This window comes from Sphingomonas sp. Leaf339 (genome assembly GCF_001426195.1).
GTDB lineage: Bacteria > Pseudomonadota > Alphaproteobacteria > Sphingomonadales > Sphingomonadaceae > Sphingomonas.
In genome coordinates this window covers 42,998-59,301 of record NZ_LMRS01000060.1, presented here as the reverse complement: position 1 = coordinate 59,301, position 16,304 = coordinate 42,998, and the positions used below count along the sequence as shown (strand labels likewise).

Sequence of the window (16,304 nt, the reverse complement as noted above, 5' to 3'; positions counted from 1 at the left end):
TGATGGCACGAGGCCACCTGTGTGCCGGTGTGAGGCCGTCGCGATGTTTGCGCTGATTTGACGAAACAGACGGATGGCCCGAAGGGAGGGATGTGACCAAGTGCGGCAAACCGCGAGTGGATTGGACAGTCGACAGAAAGGTCAACGGTGAAGAATACGATACAACGGCTCTTACGGATCGCGGGTGTCGAACTACGGCGCGTGAATTCGGTGCAAGATCGTATCGCGGCCGTGAAGCGGCTCATAGATCAGGCTGGAGTAGCCTGCGTGCTGGATGTCGGCGCCAATGAAGGTCAATTCGCACAACAGATGCGGTCCGTTGGATGGGGCGGGCCGATCATGTCGTTTGAACCACTTCGCGATGCACACGCGGCCCTGTCACGGACGGCGAAATCCGACCCACTATGGACGATTGCCCCACGCACTGCGATCGGTGCCGGCCGCGACACGGTGAAGATCAACGTCGCCGGCAATTCGCAGAGTTCTTCCATCCTGCCGATGCTGGAACGGCATCGCTTGACGGCACCGGAATCCGCCTATGTCGGCACCGAGGAGATTGGGGTTTTGCCTCTCGACGAGGCGGTTCCTCGACACGGCTTTGCCACGCCTTATCTGTTGAAAATGGACGTTCAGGGATTCGAAAGCGAGGTTTTGCGTGGTGCCCCGATGACGCTGGCACAAACAGCCGTCGTGTATTGCGAAATGGCGCTCCAGCCCCTCTATGAAGGTGAAAAGCTGTTCTATGAGTTATGCGCCGACATCGTCGGCCACGGGTTTCGCTGCGCAGGCATGTTCAACGGTCATTATGATGGGGACACGGGCGAAGTGCTGCAATGTGACGCGGTGTTCGTGCGCTAAGCGCTGCGGGAAGCCGGCGCTTGTCTACAGAGAGCGATCCGATATAGCGCTCTCTTTCCGAGATGCGGCAGCACGCGACCTCCTTGCAAGGTGCGCTTTTATTGCGCGAGTGAACGATGGTACGTCGAGCTTTCCTGTGGACCATACTGGCGCAATTTCTGTCGTTCGGCATCTCGTTCGCCGCGATGATCGTCCTGACGCGATTGCTCACACCGCGGGAGATGGGAATCTATGCTGTGGCCTTTGCCGCGTATGGAGCGTTTCAGGTCATCGCCACGTTCGGGGTAGGTAATTTCATCGTCCGTGCGGTAGATCCGGACGACGATGTACTGGCCACTGCCTTCACAGTTAACGCCATCTTGAACGTCGCACTAAGCACGGTGACAATAGCGATCAGTTCCAGTGCGGGGCGTTTCCTGGGTGACCCGGCGGTTGCACAAGTCCTTCGCTTGCTAGCAGTAGCCCCGTTGATCGCGGTCTTCGATCTACGTCCATCCAGCATGCTGCAGCGCACCATGCAGTTTCAACGTATCTCGATCATTACTGTCTCGCAGACGATCACCAGCGCAATGGCTACCGTCGGAGCAGCACTGGCGGGAGCTAGCTACATGAGCGCAGGCTACGGTGCCATTGCCTATGCGCTGACGGGATCGCTTGGCTATTCGCTGCTGGGCCGCCAATATGTCGGCATGCGCTTTGCCCTACGCGACTGGCGCACAATGGTTATCTTCGGCCTGCGCATGATGTCGATCGGCGGTATTTCAGCGCTGGCTGCTCGTTTCTCGGACATCATCATTGGCCGGATGCTGGGGTTGGCCGCACTTGGCCTTTTTTCACGAGCAAGCAGCATTAACATGATGCTGTTCCAAAACGTTTATGGTGCCGCTACCCGGGTTATCTTCGCCAAGCTTTCGCAAGTTCATCGCGATACCGGCGAATTACACGACACCTATCTACGCGCGATGCGGACGATCTCCGGCATCATGGGACCCATTCTGATCGGTTTGGCGGTGTTAGCTAAGCCAGCAATCTTGCTGCTTTATGGTGAACGCTGGCTGGGAGCGGCAACGCCCCTGTCGCTGTTACTGATCGCCCAGTTCATAACGCTGCGTTTTGCGATGCATTGGGAACTGTTTGTCATCAAAGACGAACTGCGCGTGCAGACAACGATCGAGGCGATCCGTTCGACCTTTAGCGTCATCAGCCGCGCTGTTGGCAGTCTGTTCAACTTGGTCGGCGCAGCCGCGGCCAGCATCGTCGATGCGCTGCTGGCGCTGGTTCTCTACGGCCGGCAGATCAACCGTATGATCGGTGCCACCGAATGGGAATTGACGAAGATATCCGTCGAGACGGCCGCACTGGCCGCACTGGCCGCCGCACCGTCAATCATCGTGATGATCCGTTACGATTGGGCCGCAAACGCCCCCCTCGCCCCGATCGCCGCCAGCATTACAATAGGTATAGCGTTGTGGCTTGCTGGGATCGCATGGCTTCGTCACCCTCTGTTCGACGAGTTGCGATTGGGCGTAACCACCCTGCGTCGCCGACTTGCACGGCCATGATCAGTTCAGCATGCTTACGAGCGACTATCGAAAGAAATCACCGATGATTGTTTCGCAACTAACGGGGGGATTGGGCAACCAGCTGTTCCAATATGCGACCGGCTATGCCGCTGCAGCACGAGCGCAGGATTCTTTTGAGATAGACGTACGGCATTACGATGTCGTCGATCCGAATTTTCCAAGCCGCCCGTTCGCTCTTGGCCACTTGGCGATCACGGCGCCACGCATATCATCGTTCACCGCCAAGAGGATCGGCCTGTCGAAACGGCTTCGTCTGATGCCTGGTCGGTTCGACATCTTGGTCGATCAGGCGGAAGGATTTGACCCACGCGTACCGGCGATCACCGACAACACTTATCTGATCGGCTGCTGGCAGAGTGAGTTGTTCTTCGCCGATCACCGATCGCGCCTGCTGGACGAGTTTGCGTTCAGGACCGCACCTGACGAAAAAAATGCCGAGCTTTTGGCCGCTATCAAAGCCCAGCCCTCAGTATGCGTTCACTTTCGCCGAACCGACTATCTCGGGCCGTCGACGACCTTGCGCGCTTGTCCACCCGATTATTATGACCGAGCGTTGAGCGCGATGGAAGAGTCCGTACCCGGCGTCCGGTACTTCGTCTTCACTGACGATCCCGAATGGGTCAGCCGCAACGCGCGTCTGCCGGATAACAGCACTTTAGTATCCCACAACGTCGGCTCGGCCGATATCGAGGATTTTCGGCTGATGTCCAATTGCCGACATTTCATTACCGCGAACAGCAGTTTTAGCTGGTGGGCAGCTTGGCTTGCGGATCATCGCGACAAGCAGGTGATCGCACCGGCCGTCTGGTATGAGTCCGGTCATGGTAGCGAAGGCGATCTCGTTCCGCAGCAGTGGCGCAGAATGTAATATAGACGCCGCTGCTGGACGACAAACATCGGCTGCAATACGGCGAGCTGCTCGTATTAAGGAAAGGGTAAATTTTGTCCGATCGCAAAGTCGCGCTAATCACCGGCGTCACCGGGCAGGATGGTGCCTATCTGTCGGAATTGCTGCTGACTAAGGGCTATGAGGTTCATGGCGTCAAACGCCGTTCCTCCTCGTTCAACACCGCCCGGATTGAGAATATCTACCAAGACCCGCATGTCGAAGGCGCACGGTTCCATCTACATTATGGCGACCTGACTGATTCGACCAATCTAATCAGGATTATCCAGGAAACAAAGCCCACCGAAATCTACAATCTTGCCGCACAAAGCCATGTAGCAGTGAGTTTCGAGACACCTGAATACACGGCCAATGCCGATGCGATCGGCGCCCTGCGCCTGCTGGAAGCGATCCGTATTCTGGGGATGGAACGGTCCACCCGTTTCTACCAGGCCTCCACGTCCGAACTCTACGGCCTCGTGCAAGAAGTGCCGCAAAGTGAAACCACGCCATTTTATCCCCGTTCGCCGTATGCCGTGGCCAAGCTCTACGCCTATTGGATCGTGGTAAATTACCGCGAGGCCTATGGCATGCACGCGTCGAACGGTATCCTGTTCAATCATGAAAGCCCTCTTCGCGGCGAAACCTTCGTCACCCGCAAGATCACCCGCGCCGCTGCGGCGATCCATCTTGGCCGACAGGAGAGATTATGGCTGGGTAATATCGATGCGCGCCGCGACTGGGGCCATGCACGTGAATATGTGCGCGGTATGTGGCTGATGATGCAGCAGGATGAGCCCGATGATTACGTACTGGCCACCGGTGAGACCACAACAGTGCGCGATTTCGTGAACTGGGCATTCGCCGACGTGGGCATCACCTTGGAATGGCGTGGGAAGGGCGTGGAGGAGAAAGGGTGGTGCGTACAAACCGGCCGCTGCCTGGTCGAAGTCGATCCGCGTTATTTCCGGCCAACCGAAGTGGAACTGCTGATCGGTGATCCAACCAAGGCACGCGAACGCCTAGGCTGGCAGCATGAAACCTCTGCCCGCGATCTCGCGCGCGAGATGGTACAAAAAGACCTGATGGTGATGCGCGACGCGCCGATCGCAAAGGACGCCTGACATGCCCTCCTTTGAATTGACGGGCAAGAAAGTGTGGGTAGCCGGTCACCGCGGCATGGTGGGTTCGGCCATCGTGCGCCGTCTGGTAGCCGATGATTGCGAGGTGCTCACCGTCTCTCGTGATACGCTCGACCTGCGCGATCAGGTCGGGGTGCTGGCATGGATGCGAGATACAAAGCCAGACGCGGTGTTCCTTGCCGCTGCAAAAGTGGGTGGCATATTGGCGAATGACAGTCGTCCGGTCGACTTCCTGCTCGACAATTTGTTGATCGAAACCGCCATCATCGCCGGTGCTCATGCGACCGATGTCGAGAAGCTGTTGTTCCTCGGTTCTAGCTGCATCTACCCCCGGCTCGCTCCGCAGCCGCTGATAGAGGACGCGCTGTTAACCGGCCCGCTGGAACCCACCAACGAATGGTATGCGATCGCCAAGATCGCCGGCGTCAAACTGGCCCAGGCCTACAGACGCCAGTACGGGCGCGATTTCATATCGGCCATGCCCACCAATCTTTATGGTCCGGGCGACAATTACGATCCCCTCTCTAGCCATGTGATGCCAGCCCTGATCCGCAAGGTTCATGAGGCCAAGGCATCAGGCAATCCCGTGACGGTGTGGGGCACGGGTACGCCTAGGCGCGAATTTCTGTTCGTAGAGGATTGCGCCGACGCCTGCGTCCACCTGATGAATCATTATTCAGGCGAACAGCACGTCAATATTGGCGTTGGGGAGGATGTGTCGATCATGGATCTTACCCGGATCGTTATGGACGTATTGGGCTATAAGGGTGATATCCTCCATGACCTCACCAAGCCCGATGGCACACCGCGCAAGCTGATGAATGTCGATCGGCTTACCGCACTAGGCTGGTGTGCGAAGACGGGACTGGAGGAAGGTATCGAGCGTAGCTATGAATCGTTTCTCAGCGAGCAATTATAAAAGGTAAACTGATCTTCGCGTTATATGGAAAGGTAATGGCCTGTCCGCACAACGGGGCCTTTCCTTGTTTACAATGACAACGGCTTGCCCATTCATGCCAGCCTCCATCCAGCCACCACCATGAATCACATCAGCATGACGGTGTGAATATTGCCATTAATCTTTCCATAGAACGCGTTCTCAGGATAGCCGGCCCTCTCGCAAAATCACCCCGGTTACTCTCGATTGCGTCCGATGCCTGGAAGCTGAACCGCGGCACCACCATTAACGAGCACTAGAGCAGATGCCGATCAGTCCGGATCATAGCCGCAAGAGCTGAAGTAGTTGGAGCATTCCTGCGGTGGGAACAGGTCGACCAACCTGCCGATGAGGGACCACAGCCCCGACACGGTGCGCTCGCCTGCCCTGCGCAGCATGGCCTTGAGACGGGCGAACGCCTTCTCGATCGGGTTGAAGTCGGGGCTGTAGGGCGGGAGGAACATAAGGCGGGCGCCTGCGGCTTCGATGGCCTCGCGGACGCTGGCGCGCTTGTGGCTGGACAGGTTGTCCATGCTTACCACGTCGCCGTGCCTGAGGTCGGGAACGAGAACCTGACCGACATAGGCTTCGAACTAGTCGCGGTTAATCGGGCCATCGAGCACCATCGGCGCGACCATGCGGGTCATGCGCAGCCCGACGACCAGTGTGGTCGTCTTGCGATGGCCATGCGGGTAGCCCATCCGCAGACGCTCGCCCCGAAAAGCATCGGCCGTGGCTTCGTGTCATGTTGGTTGCCGTCCAGGTTTCATCGATGAACACCAGCCGCTCGGGATCAAGGTCGAGCTGACCGTCGAACCAGTCCTCGCACGCGCTCAGCTCGCGGCGCAGCTCGTCCAGCGTGATGTCGCGGCGGGACCCGTACAGCGCCAGGACCGTGTTCCGATGCGCCTCGATCCGGCGTGACCGCGTGTCCTCGCCCTGCGGCTTGGCGGCATAGGCACCCGTGCTGCGGCGCTGGTCATGCCACCGGATCACCGTCGCGACCGGCACACCGAAGCGCACCGCCGCAGTCCGGCAACTCATCCCCTCATCAACCGCGGCCAGCGCTCCCAACCGAAGATCCATCGAGAACGGCTTGCCCATCCATGCCGGCCTCCATCCAACCAACACCGTGAATCAGATCAGCGCGTCCGTGTGAATCCCTCGTCGACTCACGTCGGCCGGAAAACGCTCTAACTGTACGTAACGGTCAGCCTAATTCCCGATGGGGCTCTCACCGTGTTTGCGCAGCACATCGTTGAAAGCCTCGGCCATCAGATCCTGTAAGCTCCGCCCCTGCCGTCTCGCCAGCATGTGCATGGCGAAGGACATGTCGGGGGTGAAGAAACCGGCAATCTGTTTGCGGCCATGTCGGCTTGCGGGACCTTTTCCTTCCGGTTCACGGACATTTTCGACAGGATTAACTGATGCAGGTGCCGCTGCCGGGACCGCACGGTCGCGCAGGTTGGCGAAGCTCGGTTTGCGGCTCATGCGATCTTCCCCTTGCGCTTGGTCGGCTCGCCGACCTGTCGACATGTCCACTCGTATAGCTGTCTGATCTCGTCAGCGGCCTTGCCGGCGGGTTCGAGTTCCATGACGGTGCGCCCTTCGGCTGAGGCATGGCGATAGGCGGCGCGGTCGGGGATCAGGATCGGACAGGGCGGCGTGCCGTAGCTTTCGACTAGTTCCCCCGCCTCGGCATAGATGCGCGGGGCGTTGGGGCTGCCGGCGGTGAAGACGACGAAGGCGGGTTTGCGAAGCAACTGGACGAGCTTGGCGGTGGTCTGGATCGCCGACAGGTCGAAGGCGCTGGGGCGGCACGGGATCAGGACGAGGTCGGCGATTTCGACCGCGGCACGTGCGGCGCTGTCGGCATGGGGGGGCGTGTCGATGACGATGAAGTCGGCCCCCTGCCCGCTGGCCTGCGCCACCTTGGCGGCCAAGCGCGGCGGTGGGCTGTCGATTACTTCGGGTGGCGCATCCTGACGCCAGGATGCCCACTGGCTGGCCGTCGCCTGGGGATCGGTATCGATGATGAGCGCGACGCGGCCGGCGTCCTGCGCTGCGGCGGCGAGGTGAAGCGCCAGCGTCGTCTTGCCCGCTCCGCCCTTCTGGCTGATGATCGCGATGGTCGGCATGTCTGGTCCTGTACATGTCTACACGGCGACATGTCATCAGCGAAGATCTGTCTCTCACGCACAAAGAGATGTCCGCCCTCTCAGCGGGCGGAGTACCACATCGCCCTTCCATGCCGCTCGTTTAGGCCACACCGGAAACCGCTTGATCCCTTTAGGGAGCATGCGGCGGCGTAGCCGACGCTTTACGATTCCAATTTTACTTTTGGTCGTTTCGTATGTCGGGCTTCATCGTGAATCGTTGCTGTTGGCTGCAGGCCAACTCATTTTGAGGTTTAGAATAATAATCCATTAGCGGTTGCAGATTGTTTTGAGACTCACGCTCCAGACCATCAATCCGGGCACCCAGCCGGGCGAGCATCTTGCCGAGCGTACCACTCACCGTCGCCCTCGCCAGATCGCGACATGACAGGCTCGCCAGCATCGTCTTCGTCTCCTCGATCCGATCCGCCTCCCGCTGGATCTGGTCGTCCGGCACCGGCGCGGGCCGCATCCAACGCGGCAGATAGGCCATGACGCTCTTCGGCAAGGCGGGCCGATAGGCGTTCGACGTCTGCTTGTAGCGGGGGCCAGGCCCCTCCCCCTCGACGCGCTTGAACCGGCGCTGGCGGACGATGAAGCCGATCCCCTCAAGAATATGAAGCGCACGGGCGATCGTCGCGCGGCCGAGCTTCGTCGCCTCGGCCAGATAGTCGTAACTGGGATAGACGCGGCCACGATTGAGGCGGGCGAGCGTCAGCATCTCCTCATAGACGCGCACCGCCCCCGCAGTCAGCGCCGCGATCGCGCGCTCTGTTCTGGTCAGGTCGCGGGTGCCGGCGCGTGCCTCGCGGGCAAGCTGGCGCCCGGCATCAAGCGTGCGCCGGGCCACGCGCAGCAACCGGTCCGTCTCGCCCTTCGCGGGCACGCTGAAGAACATGTCCTCGAAAGTGCCGGCCTCGATACTGTCGCGCAGCACCGGCGCACCGGTGCGATGCGGGGCGCCCGAACGCGCGGGCTTGGCCACGCGAACGCCGCGCAACGCCAGCGTCGCCGCTTCCCCCAGGGTAAACGCCGTCATCTTCCATCCCCTCATGGGGCTGGGACCGGGACAAAGAGAGGACGTGGCGCGAAACGCGCATCCTTGAACCGATGGTCGATCAGGGGTATCTGGAGGAAGTTGTGTACTTCGGGTCGACGTTTGGCGACGTCGCTCCATCAATCCGGTCATCGTACCGGGGGATGCCCGGCCTTCGTGCCGGGCTTTCTTTTATGAGGTCACAGCCGCTCCGATTGCTGTGCCGGCATGACGCCGGCTGGAACCTTTACAATCGCAGGTAAAATCCAACATCGGAAGCGTTCACGGTTCGTGCTTTCGAGTATTAATGCCCGAAAAAGTTCGTGCTTTCGGATATTAATGCCACCGAAAGTTCGTGCTTTCGGATATTAATGGCCTCGCGAGTTCGTGCTTTCGGGTATCAATGCCCGGTGCGGATCGTCGCCGATACGAGGCCCGGCTCGCGTGATTCGCCCGATGATTCGTCGGCGCCGTCGGACCCGTCCTCGATCGCCGGCGGACGGCGAGTGATGACGACGCGGACCGGGCTCGCCTTGCGGCCCGGCCGGGCGGCGCCGGTATCGGGCTCGCCGATCGTCTCGACCAGATCGAGCCGGTAGTTGGGGATCGCGTCGGTCCCGGCGATCTGCTTCAGCGCGCTGCGGAAATTGGCGAGCGGGTTCTGATAGCCGATCTGGAGGCGGAAGGTGGCGAGGTCGATATCGATCCCCTCCCCGTCCCCCGCCGATCGCGCGACCTCATAGATGCGCCGCTCGATCGGTCCCAACTGGAAATAGGCGGCCGCATAATCAAGCACATGGCGGTCGAGCAGGATCGCGCGGAACAGCCAGTCGCACAGCCGCACCTTCACCGCCTTCAGCCGGCGCTCGCCGGTACGCGTCTTGGTATAATGCAGCTTCGCCTCGGACAGCCACGAGAAGAAGCCCTCCTCCCCCTCCCCGCCCGCTTCGATGTTGGTCTTGATCTGCGTGCCCTGCAGCCGCTCCAGCGCTTCGGACAACCGGCCATAGGACCGCGCCGAATGGTTGCTGCCAGTGACGTTGAACAGGTCGTGCGCGGTGAAGACAAAATCCTGGTCGACCGCCTCGCCGGCATCCAGCTTGGCCGCCATCAGGCTGGCGATGTAGAGAACGATCTCCTTGTCATAGATCGTGGCGACGCCGCTGGCCGAAGGGCGTACCTCGATTGACACCTGATCGGTCTGATAGGTGAGGGGCTTCATCCACCGCGTCTTGGCCAGCGCGAAGAACGGAAACGCCATCAGCGACCGCTCGCCGCGGATCTCGCCATAGAGCGGACTGTCGAGCAGGAAGAGTTCGCCCTGGGGAATGGCCATCGGCTTGCTGTCCTTGGGGCGTTTCGGCGCGGGCGGGCGGCTCATCGGTATTCATACTCGAAAGCACGAACTTTCGGCATTCCATTGAGGGTCGCACAGGGGGAAGGGCCGCTGAAGGGGCGTCCATTCGTGCTTTCGAGTATAATTGGGTGGGCCGTGCTCATCACCCCATATACTCCAATCCGGGAGCTATCCGCAAAAACCGGAATGGTCGGCGATGGATCAATCGTATGGTACTGGAGGAGCACCAGTCGATAATCTGACATGTCGACACTACGACATCACTACAGCTCGACTATTTGTCGTTGCCGACTGCGTAGTGGATCGGCTTGAACGTACCGCCATTGGAATCCGGCGCCGAACAGGCGGTCAGGCCGATCACCAGGTCCATCGTCGCGCGAAAGACGATGCGGTCGCCGGCCTTGCTGATCGGAGGCAGGACGCGCAGCTTGCCCGTCGCGGCATCGATCGGCACGTTCATGAAGCAGTTGAACGCGGTCGGGATACGATCAGGCGCGATGCCAAAGGGTTCCAGCGCCGCGGCCAGATTGCCGAAACAGCCGCGATGCGGCGTCAGCGTTGGATAGAAGTGGTGGAAGGTGTCGTAGGAGCAGGGCGTCAGCAGGAAGTCGTGGCGCCCGACATCGTCCGCCACGATCTCCAGCATCGGCCGCGAGCGGTTGGAATACAGGACGTGGCCCGTCGTCATGTAGATCGTCTCGGCATAATCCAGCGTCCGGCCCGACGAAATGACCTCGTCCAGATCATCGGCATTGAAGGCGAGGAGATCGGCCACTTGCTCGCCGCGCGGGTCGATCACAGTCAGCGTCTCTCCCTGCGCCAGACGGAACGCGGTGCCGCTGCGCTCCGGTATCTCGGTCACGCTCATTCGGCCTGCCCCTGATAGGAGAACGGGCAGCGCCACACCGCGTCAACCGCGCGGCCGCTATACTGGCGCGCCTCGCTCAGTTCGCCGTGGCGCGTCAGCATCGGGTTGCGCGAGCCGGCGGTCGCCTCGTCACGGACCATGATCTTCTCGCGCATCGTTTCGTAACGACCCTGCTCGCGCAGCGTCGTGAACTGGTCGTGCAGGTTGAAGACCATCGTCGGGCGCGCGAAGCGGCGGGCAGGACGGCTGGCGTTGGGGTGGAGGCCGACGACGAAGAACGCCTCGCCGCCGAAACTCAGCGAGAAGTGCGGGCTGTCGGGATCCGCGCTGACGCGGGCGTCATAGTCCTGACCACGCCAGACGTCCTTGTCCGACAGCGACTGGATACGGTCCCACAGCTTGCGCTCGAACGTCTCCTCGTCGAGCGTCACCGGTTCGTCGAAGACGACGGCGAAGCTGCGGAAGAGGGCAGGGTCGGCACGGTAAGCCGCAGCAAAGTGCAGCAGGCCGTCATGGATGCGAAGATCATCCCAGGCGCTGTCGATGCGGTTGCACGACAGCACCTCCAGCGTCCCCTTCGCTACCGCCGCCTTCGCGCCGACGCACGGGAAGCCAGCCTCGGCGATGTGCTCGAGCAGCAGGGCGTTGTGGGCGGCCTGATCCTTGTGGCTCCAGGGGAACAGCGGTGACTGATAGATAGGCATGGACAGACACGACGTTCGCCCGGCGTCGTTCGTTCCAGCCTCTTGCCGCAGGTTAAGCGGTATACGGATTACTTCACCGTCTTCTCGCATATGCTTGATCGACAAGTCTGGATGTATGATTGTCGACAGGCCGACACCTTTTTTAGTGTTGTTTCCTTGGAACGCAGATGCTATATATTGTTCCAAGGAGCACGGACATGGCCACATCAGCACCCGCGCTGCACGATCCCGACGCTCCCCGCGTACTGAGCGAGGCAGTCGGGCGGATCGCCGGGTTCTGGCAGTTGTCGAACGCACAGGCCGGGGCGATCATCGGCGTATCAGGGCCGACCATGTCGCGCTTGCGGGCAGGGCAATACCGGCTGGACCCGGGCAGCAAGCCATTCGAGCTGGCACAGCATCTGCTCCGCCTGTTCCGCTCGCTCGACAGCTGGCTGGGGCAGGACGACGGGTCGGCGCGATCGTGGCTGGAAACGCCGAACCTCGATCTGGGCGAGCGACCGCTAGACCTGATCGCCACGGTACGCGGGCTACTGAGAACCAGCGATTATGTCGACGCCTTGCGCGCCCGGATCTGAAGGGCCTGGACTAGACGGTCAGCCCTATCGCGGCCGCGTGATCCGCATTGTCGAGGCCCAGCACCGCATCTCCACCAACCGGCTCGCCGCGACCAATGCCGATCAGGCACTACTCGAAGCGCTGGCAGACGAGGTGAAGCCGCCGCTACCCGATGCCGCGCAGCATCTGCCGTGGCTGCTCGCCTCACCGTTCCGTTATGGCCTGGGGCGCCCGTCGCGCTTTCGCGGCGCTGACGTACTGCCGGGCATCCTCTACACCTCGGAAGCGATCGAAACCGCGGTGACCGAGACCGCCTATTGGCGACTGGTCGGCTTCGCCCGATCGCCGGGGTTCCAGCGCCCGCGGACACCGACGCCGATGTCGGCCTTTTCGGTGCTGGTCACGACGCCATGCTGCCTGGACCTGACCACCGCGCCGTGGAGCAACTCGCCCGGCCGCTGGACCCATCCCGACGATTATGCCCCGACCCAGAAACTGGCGACACAGGCCAGGGCAGCCGCCATCGCCACGATCCGTGCGCCCTCCGCGCGGCTGCCCGGCGGGATCAACCTCGCCATCCTCGACCCCGCCGCGCTGGTCCCGCCACCCCGCGCCCATTCCAGCTGGGCGTTCCTGGCGACCGGCGAGGGCCTGCTGGCGACGCGCGAGATGAGCGATCAGGCGCTGCGGTTCACGGCGGAGGATTTTAAGATAAATTGAAGGCGACTATACATGTAGGCATGTCGACATGGCGACATGCCTACATACCGACTGCCGACATTGATGTGCTGCTTCTTCCACAGAACGGCCTGATGACGTTCCAAGAGTAGCAAACCACGTTGTGGCGCCCGGATCGACATCGTAGACCATCTTCGGGCGGCCATGTTTCGCGACGCACGCGTACCGGATGTCGCTCGTGACAAGAGGGGATGACGGTGCGGTATGAAGTCATGTCGCTGGCTGGGGTGGCGGCACTTCTGATCGCCGGACCAGCGGCAGCGGAACCGGGTCAATATGCCGGTGCGCTGAAGAAGATGCTGAGCGAAACGGCCGCGGGCAACTGCCCCGCAGACCTGATGGGCGATCGCCTTCTGGCGGCCTGCAAGGAACAGCTTCCCAGAATGAGGACCGCTCTCGTCGCGGAGGGGCCGATCAAGACGATGACATTCGCTACTGCCGTCGGGCAGGGGGAGGAGCGGATCGAAACTTACGACGTGACCTTCACCAAGGGCACCACCGCGAAGTGGCAGATCGGAATTTTCCAGAACCGAAAGTTCCAGGTCACCTATTCCAACGGTTGATCGCCCACCTTCGATCATTGTCGACAATGCTTGAATAGTCGACTTTGGTCGTCTCGGCATGGCGGTGGTGGAGCCGCACCTCGGCGACAGACCTGCCATCGAACACACCGCTGGTGACAGCGTTCTTGTGTGAGGCTCTGCGGAAACGATGCTAATCCATGGGTCGAAACCGCGTCACGACCGGTACGTTATGACCATTTCGATCGGGAGAAATGATGATGAAACGGATCGTCTTCCTGCTTGGTCTGCTGGCGGCCGATCCGGCGCTCGCGCAGACCCGGTTAGGACCCAGCGGCAGCACGTGGTTCAACGGCTTTCCTCCCCCGATCGATCCTGCACGATATCTGTTTTCGGACACAGGAGACACGCCGACGATGCGGCAGCAGCGCCTCGCCTGGGCCATAGCGCTCCGCGATCAGGCCTTGCAGTTCCAGGCAGAAGATGGCGGCGTTCTGTCCGATCAGCATGCGCGCTATATTCGACGGCGGATCAACCGGATACGTCAGTGAGGTGAAGGAGCCGGACGGATTGTCGCGGGGCTAGTCCCTGCTATGTCAAAAAAGATCGGAAAGAGGGTTAAGCCAAGCCGGTGATGTTTGGTTGCCATCTGCAAAGCGTTGTTGTGGCAACCTCACTCATATCTACCTTGCGACAGGTCTAGGTGTCGACATGCCTACATTAAAATGTTCTATGCCTCTTAAAGTTAGCTAACCAATAAATTTATTGTATCGCTGATATAATACAGTGACACACGTCTATTACGCATATATCAGGCAGTTGGCGGCGTCCGGGCCTCTGGGCGGGCCGATCCTTCAATGGACTCCTTCGGTTGCGTTCGGCCGGCGCAACCGACTTTTTGCTTAGGATCAGCCATGGGCGCACCGTCTGCATCACGTCAGAAGCAATCTGGAGACCGCTTCATGATGTCTACGCTCCTGTGTCAAAGACGGAAGACATGCCAGTGATCACAGTTACCGAATGCATGGACGAGACGGTGTAGTACACGGTCGACATTAAGGGGAACGAGCGTTGATGTATTACAAGCTTAATCCACGAGTCCGTATGTTCATCGAGCAGGTCGTCTGGGTTGGCGGCGCTTATCTTGCCGTCATCGGGCTTGTGGCGATCGTACAGGGGCGGGCCAGTGGCTTGGATTGGTGGCTGATACCTGTGTTTCTCGTTGCTGCAGCAATTGGCGCGTGTTTTCGTGAAATTCCTTACAGCATCAGGGCAACCGACCTTTCCGGCACGGATAAATAGCCGAACGCTGGTTTCCGTATGGCCATCATCAACGACGTCGTTCGGTCCCCTTTTCTAATGATTGACAGCCACCGTGAATCCCATGAATTTCAGGTGTGATCGGTTTAACGCTCCTGCTGCTGGCGCAAGTCGCACCCGCCGCCGCCCCGGCTTCACGGGAAGAGATCATCGTTGTCGGTCGCCGCGCCGAACAGGCGCTGGCGGCGTGCCTTGCCCGTCATTGCCCGCCCGCCGAGGAGGTTGAGACGTCGCTCCAGGCATCGGTCGAGCAGTTCGCAGGCGGTCGTTACGTCGATGCGCGGCGCACCTTGCAGAATGCGATCGGGCGCAACCGCAATCATGCGGCCGATCTGCCTGGTCCGGTATCGAGCCTGTACGCCACGCTGGCGACGGTCGCCGAGCATATGGGCGACACCAACCTGTGGCGATGGTCGGCCCTGAACAACGTGCAGGTGCTGTGCCGCTATGCGGGCGAAAACAACATCGCGACGCTGGCACAAGAGCTCGCGCTCGGTGATAATATGGTCGGTCTTGGTGACGCCAGCGGCGCCGAGAATGCGTACCTCACCGTCCAGCGGAAGGCGGTGGAGAGCGGCAATTCCGAATTGGCGGCCGGGGCGGCATTCCGCCGTGCCTGGCTGGCGCTGTCTCTCGAGCGCAATCGGGACGCCGAAAAACTTGCCGACGAGGCTGTCAGATTGGCTGGTGCGAACAACCGGCAGATAGTGGAACTGCGCGACATCCTGCACACGCGGATTGCGATCCAGCGCGGTGACGCAGGGGCGGTGGACACGCTGGCGACACGCCTGCGCCAGTCCGCGACCGGTGCGCCGACCCTGATTTTTGCCCCTCCAATCGACGACATCAACCCGCCCAGTGACATCTTCAAGGCCGATCCCTGGCACGATCCGAAGATCAGGTTCGCCGATGTCGGCTACTGGATCCGTCCGGACGGGCGAACCTCGGGGGCCGAGATATTGCGCACATCCGGTCTCGGCCAGTGGGCACCCGGTATTCTCCGTCAGGTCGGTCAGCGACGCTATGCGCCATTCGACGTCGAACAGGGAAGTCCGGGCAACTATCGGATCGACCGGTTCACGGTTCGCGGCACGCTGGGTACGCCAACGGGCACCCGGATCCCCCAGCGAATGGGTAAGCTGACCATCCATGTCGTCGATCTGACGGAAACCGACGCCATGACCGTGGCGCGTCGCGAGCATTTATCGGAGGTGCTGGCCAATCCGGACGGTTGAGGTAACTCAACCTAACAATCGCCGGTGGGGCCAACCGGGGGATTACTATCTCCCGGCCGGCCCCCTACCTCACATCACCAATATTACTGGCCGTTGACCAGTGCCGCCTTCTGCTCGTTCGACATGGCGTGGGCGTTGACGTCGGCGTCGTCGATCGCTTCCTCGCGGGCTTCGCCGGCTGCGCGAGTGGCGTCGGCGCGCGCTTCCATCGCGGCGGCATCGGTGCCGGTCATGTTGTCGGCTGCGGCGTCCATCGCGTCGGCGCGGTTGTCGGCGACCTGTTCGGCCTGATCGCCAAGCTTGTCGTCGCCCTTGCCGCCGCAGGCGGTGAGCGAGAGGAGGGCGGCCGCGACCGCGGCGATCTTCGTCGAATGCTTCATGTCAGTCCCTTTTATTCAATTCGGT

General features: G+C 60.9%; 18 protein-coding genes and 1 pseudogene. 11 read left to right on the top strand and 8 right to left on the bottom strand.

Going from position 1 to position 16,304, the window contains the following annotated elements:
• The first annotated feature begins 147 nt into the window (after positions 1–147).
• From ASG67_RS17460 to fcl, 5 genes are all read left to right on the top strand, one after another.
• Positions 148–858 (top strand): FkbM family methyltransferase, encoded by a 711-nt coding sequence (locus ASG67_RS17460; RefSeq protein ID WP_056532837.1) that lies wholly within the window; start codon positions 148–150, stop codon positions 856–858.
• Positions 859–974: 116 nt separating this feature from the next.
• Positions 975–2,420, top strand: coding sequence for an oligosaccharide flippase family protein (locus ASG67_RS17455; protein ID WP_056532834.1), 1,446 nt, complete (start codon positions 975–977; stop codon positions 2,418–2,420).
• Positions 2,421–2,430: 10 nt separating this feature from the next.
• On the top strand, positions 2,431–3,309 hold the full coding sequence (locus tag ASG67_RS17450; RefSeq protein WP_156460905.1) for an alpha-1,2-fucosyltransferase: 879 nt from the start codon (positions 2,431–2,433) through the stop codon (positions 3,307–3,309).
• Positions 3,310–3,383: 74 nt separating this feature from the next.
• The gene (gene gmd, locus ASG67_RS17445; RefSeq protein ID WP_200940834.1) at positions 3,384–4,451 is read left to right on the top strand and encodes a GDP-mannose 4,6-dehydratase; all 1,068 of its coding nucleotides are present in this window, start codon (positions 3,384–3,386) and stop codon (positions 4,449–4,451) included.
• A gap of 1 nt (position 4,452) precedes the next feature.
• Positions 4,453–5,388, top strand: a complete 936-nt coding sequence (fcl, locus tag ASG67_RS17440) for a GDP-L-fucose synthase (RefSeq protein ID WP_056532823.1) — start codon at positions 4,453–4,455, stop codon at positions 5,386–5,388.
• A gap of 290 nt (positions 5,389–5,678) precedes the next feature.
• On the opposite strand, the pseudogene ASG67_RS18625 reads toward fcl, so the two are convergent.
• From ASG67_RS18625 to gntA, 7 genes and pseudogenes are all read right to left on the bottom strand, one after another.
• Positions 5,679–6,510, bottom strand: a pseudogene (locus ASG67_RS18625) (IS630 family transposase).
• Between the two features lie 111 nt (positions 6,511–6,621).
• Positions 6,622–6,897: a ribbon-helix-helix domain-containing protein gene (locus tag ASG67_RS17420; RefSeq protein ID WP_056532816.1), complete on the bottom strand. Its 276-nt coding sequence runs from the start codon at positions 6,895–6,897 to the stop codon at positions 6,622–6,624.
• A complete protein-coding gene (parA, locus tag ASG67_RS17415) occupies positions 6,894–7,544 on the bottom strand; it encodes a ParA family partition ATPase (protein WP_056532814.1) in 651 nt (216 codons plus the stop codon). The genes ASG67_RS17420 and parA overlap by 4 nt, the downstream gene beginning before the upstream one ends.
• 196 nt (positions 7,545–7,740) lie before the next feature.
• Positions 7,741–8,601, bottom strand: a complete 861-nt coding sequence (locus ASG67_RS17410; protein ID WP_082543633.1) for a helix-turn-helix domain-containing protein — start codon at positions 8,599–8,601, stop codon at positions 7,741–7,743.
• Between the two features lie 397 nt (positions 8,602–8,998).
• Positions 8,999–9,979: a replication initiator protein A gene (locus ASG67_RS17405; protein ID WP_235535283.1), complete on the bottom strand. Its 981-nt coding sequence runs from the start codon at positions 9,977–9,979 to the stop codon at positions 8,999–9,001.
• 250 nt (positions 9,980–10,229) lie between these two features.
• Complete coding sequence (locus ASG67_RS17400; RefSeq protein ID WP_056532811.1) at positions 10,230–10,823, bottom strand: DUF1989 domain-containing protein; 594 nt, start codon at positions 10,821–10,823, stop codon at positions 10,230–10,232.
• The gene (gntA, locus tag ASG67_RS17395) at positions 10,820–11,527 is read right to left on the bottom strand and encodes a guanitoxin biosynthesis heme-dependent pre-guanitoxin N-hydroxylase GntA (RefSeq protein WP_056532808.1); all 708 of its coding nucleotides are present in this window, start codon (positions 11,525–11,527) and stop codon (positions 10,820–10,822) included. The genes ASG67_RS17400 and gntA overlap by 4 nt, the downstream gene beginning before the upstream one ends.
• Positions 11,528–11,724: 197 nt before the next feature.
• Between gntA and ASG67_RS17390 the strand changes: the two genes are divergently transcribed.
• The 6 genes from ASG67_RS17390 to ASG67_RS17365 all read left to right on the top strand — a co-directional run bounded on the left by ASG67_RS17390 (position 11,725) and on the right by ASG67_RS17365 (position 15,899).
• Positions 11,725–12,105, top strand: a complete 381-nt coding sequence (locus ASG67_RS17390; protein ID WP_056532806.1) for an antitoxin Xre/MbcA/ParS toxin-binding domain-containing protein — start codon at positions 11,725–11,727, stop codon at positions 12,103–12,105.
• Between the two features lie 37 nt (positions 12,106–12,142).
• Positions 12,143–12,805: an RES family NAD+ phosphorylase gene (locus ASG67_RS17385; RefSeq protein ID WP_056532804.1), complete on the top strand. Its 663-nt coding sequence runs from the start codon at positions 12,143–12,145 to the stop codon at positions 12,803–12,805.
• A gap of 215 nt (positions 12,806–13,020) precedes the next feature.
• Entirely contained in the window at positions 13,021–13,386 is a 366-nt protein-coding gene (locus ASG67_RS17380) for a hypothetical protein (protein ID WP_156460904.1), read from the top strand.
• 218 nt (positions 13,387–13,604) lie between these two features.
• Positions 13,605–13,895: a hypothetical protein gene (locus ASG67_RS17375; protein WP_156460903.1), complete on the top strand. Its 291-nt coding sequence runs from the start codon at positions 13,605–13,607 to the stop codon at positions 13,893–13,895.
• Positions 13,896–14,418: 523 nt separating this feature from the next.
• Positions 14,419–14,646 carry a hypothetical protein gene (locus ASG67_RS17370; protein ID WP_156460902.1) on the top strand — a complete coding sequence of 76 codons (228 nt, stop codon included), beginning with the start codon at positions 14,419–14,421 and terminating at the stop codon, positions 14,644–14,646.
• Between the two features lie 95 nt (positions 14,647–14,741).
• Entirely contained in the window at positions 14,742–15,899 is a 1,158-nt protein-coding gene (locus tag ASG67_RS17365) for a hypothetical protein (RefSeq protein ID WP_056532797.1), read from the top strand.
• Positions 15,900–15,982: 83 nt separating this feature from the next.
• Here ASG67_RS17365 and ASG67_RS17360 read toward each other — a convergent pair whose 3' ends face one another.
• The gene (locus ASG67_RS17360) at positions 15,983–16,279 is read right to left on the bottom strand and encodes a hypothetical protein (RefSeq protein WP_056532795.1); all 297 of its coding nucleotides are present in this window, start codon (positions 16,277–16,279) and stop codon (positions 15,983–15,985) included.
• Positions 16,280–16,304: the final 25 nt, after the last annotated feature.

Bases quoted from the DNA above. Each gene is read 5' to 3' on its own strand.
- ASG67_RS17400 (WP_056532811.1), bottom strand. From the start codon at position 10,823: ATGAGCGTGACCGAGATACCGGAGCGCAGCGGCACCGCGTTCCGTCTG.
- ASG67_RS17390 (WP_056532806.1), top strand. From the start codon at position 11,725: ATGGCCACATCAGCACCCGCGCTGCACGATCCCGACGCTCCCCGCGTA.
- parA (WP_056532814.1), bottom strand. From the start codon at position 7,544: ATGCCGACCATCGCGATCATCAGCCAGAAGGGCGGAGCGGGCAAGACG.
- gntA (WP_056532808.1), bottom strand. From the start codon at position 11,527: ATGCCTATCTATCAGTCACCGCTGTTCCCCTGGAGCCACAAGGATCAG.
- ASG67_RS17420 (WP_056532816.1), bottom strand. From the start codon at position 6,897: ATGAGCCGCAAACCGAGCTTCGCCAACCTGCGCGACCGTGCGGTCCCG.
- ASG67_RS17450 (WP_156460905.1), top strand. From the start codon at position 2,431: ATGCTTACGAGCGACTATCGAAAGAAATCACCGATGATTGTTTCGCAA.
- ASG67_RS17375 (WP_156460903.1), top strand. From the start codon at position 13,605: ATGAAACGGATCGTCTTCCTGCTTGGTCTGCTGGCGGCCGATCCGGCG.
- ASG67_RS17410 (WP_082543633.1), bottom strand. From the start codon at position 8,601: ATGACGGCGTTTACCCTGGGGGAAGCGGCGACGCTGGCGTTGCGCGGC.
- ASG67_RS17455 (WP_056532834.1), top strand. From the start codon at position 975: ATGGTACGTCGAGCTTTCCTGTGGACCATACTGGCGCAATTTCTGTCG.
- ASG67_RS17360 (WP_056532795.1), bottom strand. From the start codon at position 16,279: ATGAAGCATTCGACGAAGATCGCCGCGGTCGCGGCCGCCCTCCTCTCG.
- fcl (WP_056532823.1), top strand. From the start codon at position 4,453: ATGCCCTCCTTTGAATTGACGGGCAAGAAAGTGTGGGTAGCCGGTCAC.
- ASG67_RS17370 (WP_156460902.1), top strand. From the start codon at position 14,419: ATGTATTACAAGCTTAATCCACGAGTCCGTATGTTCATCGAGCAGGTC.
- ASG67_RS17405 (WP_235535283.1), bottom strand. From the start codon at position 9,979: ATGAGCCGCCCGCCCGCGCCGAAACGCCCCAAGGACAGCAAGCCGATG.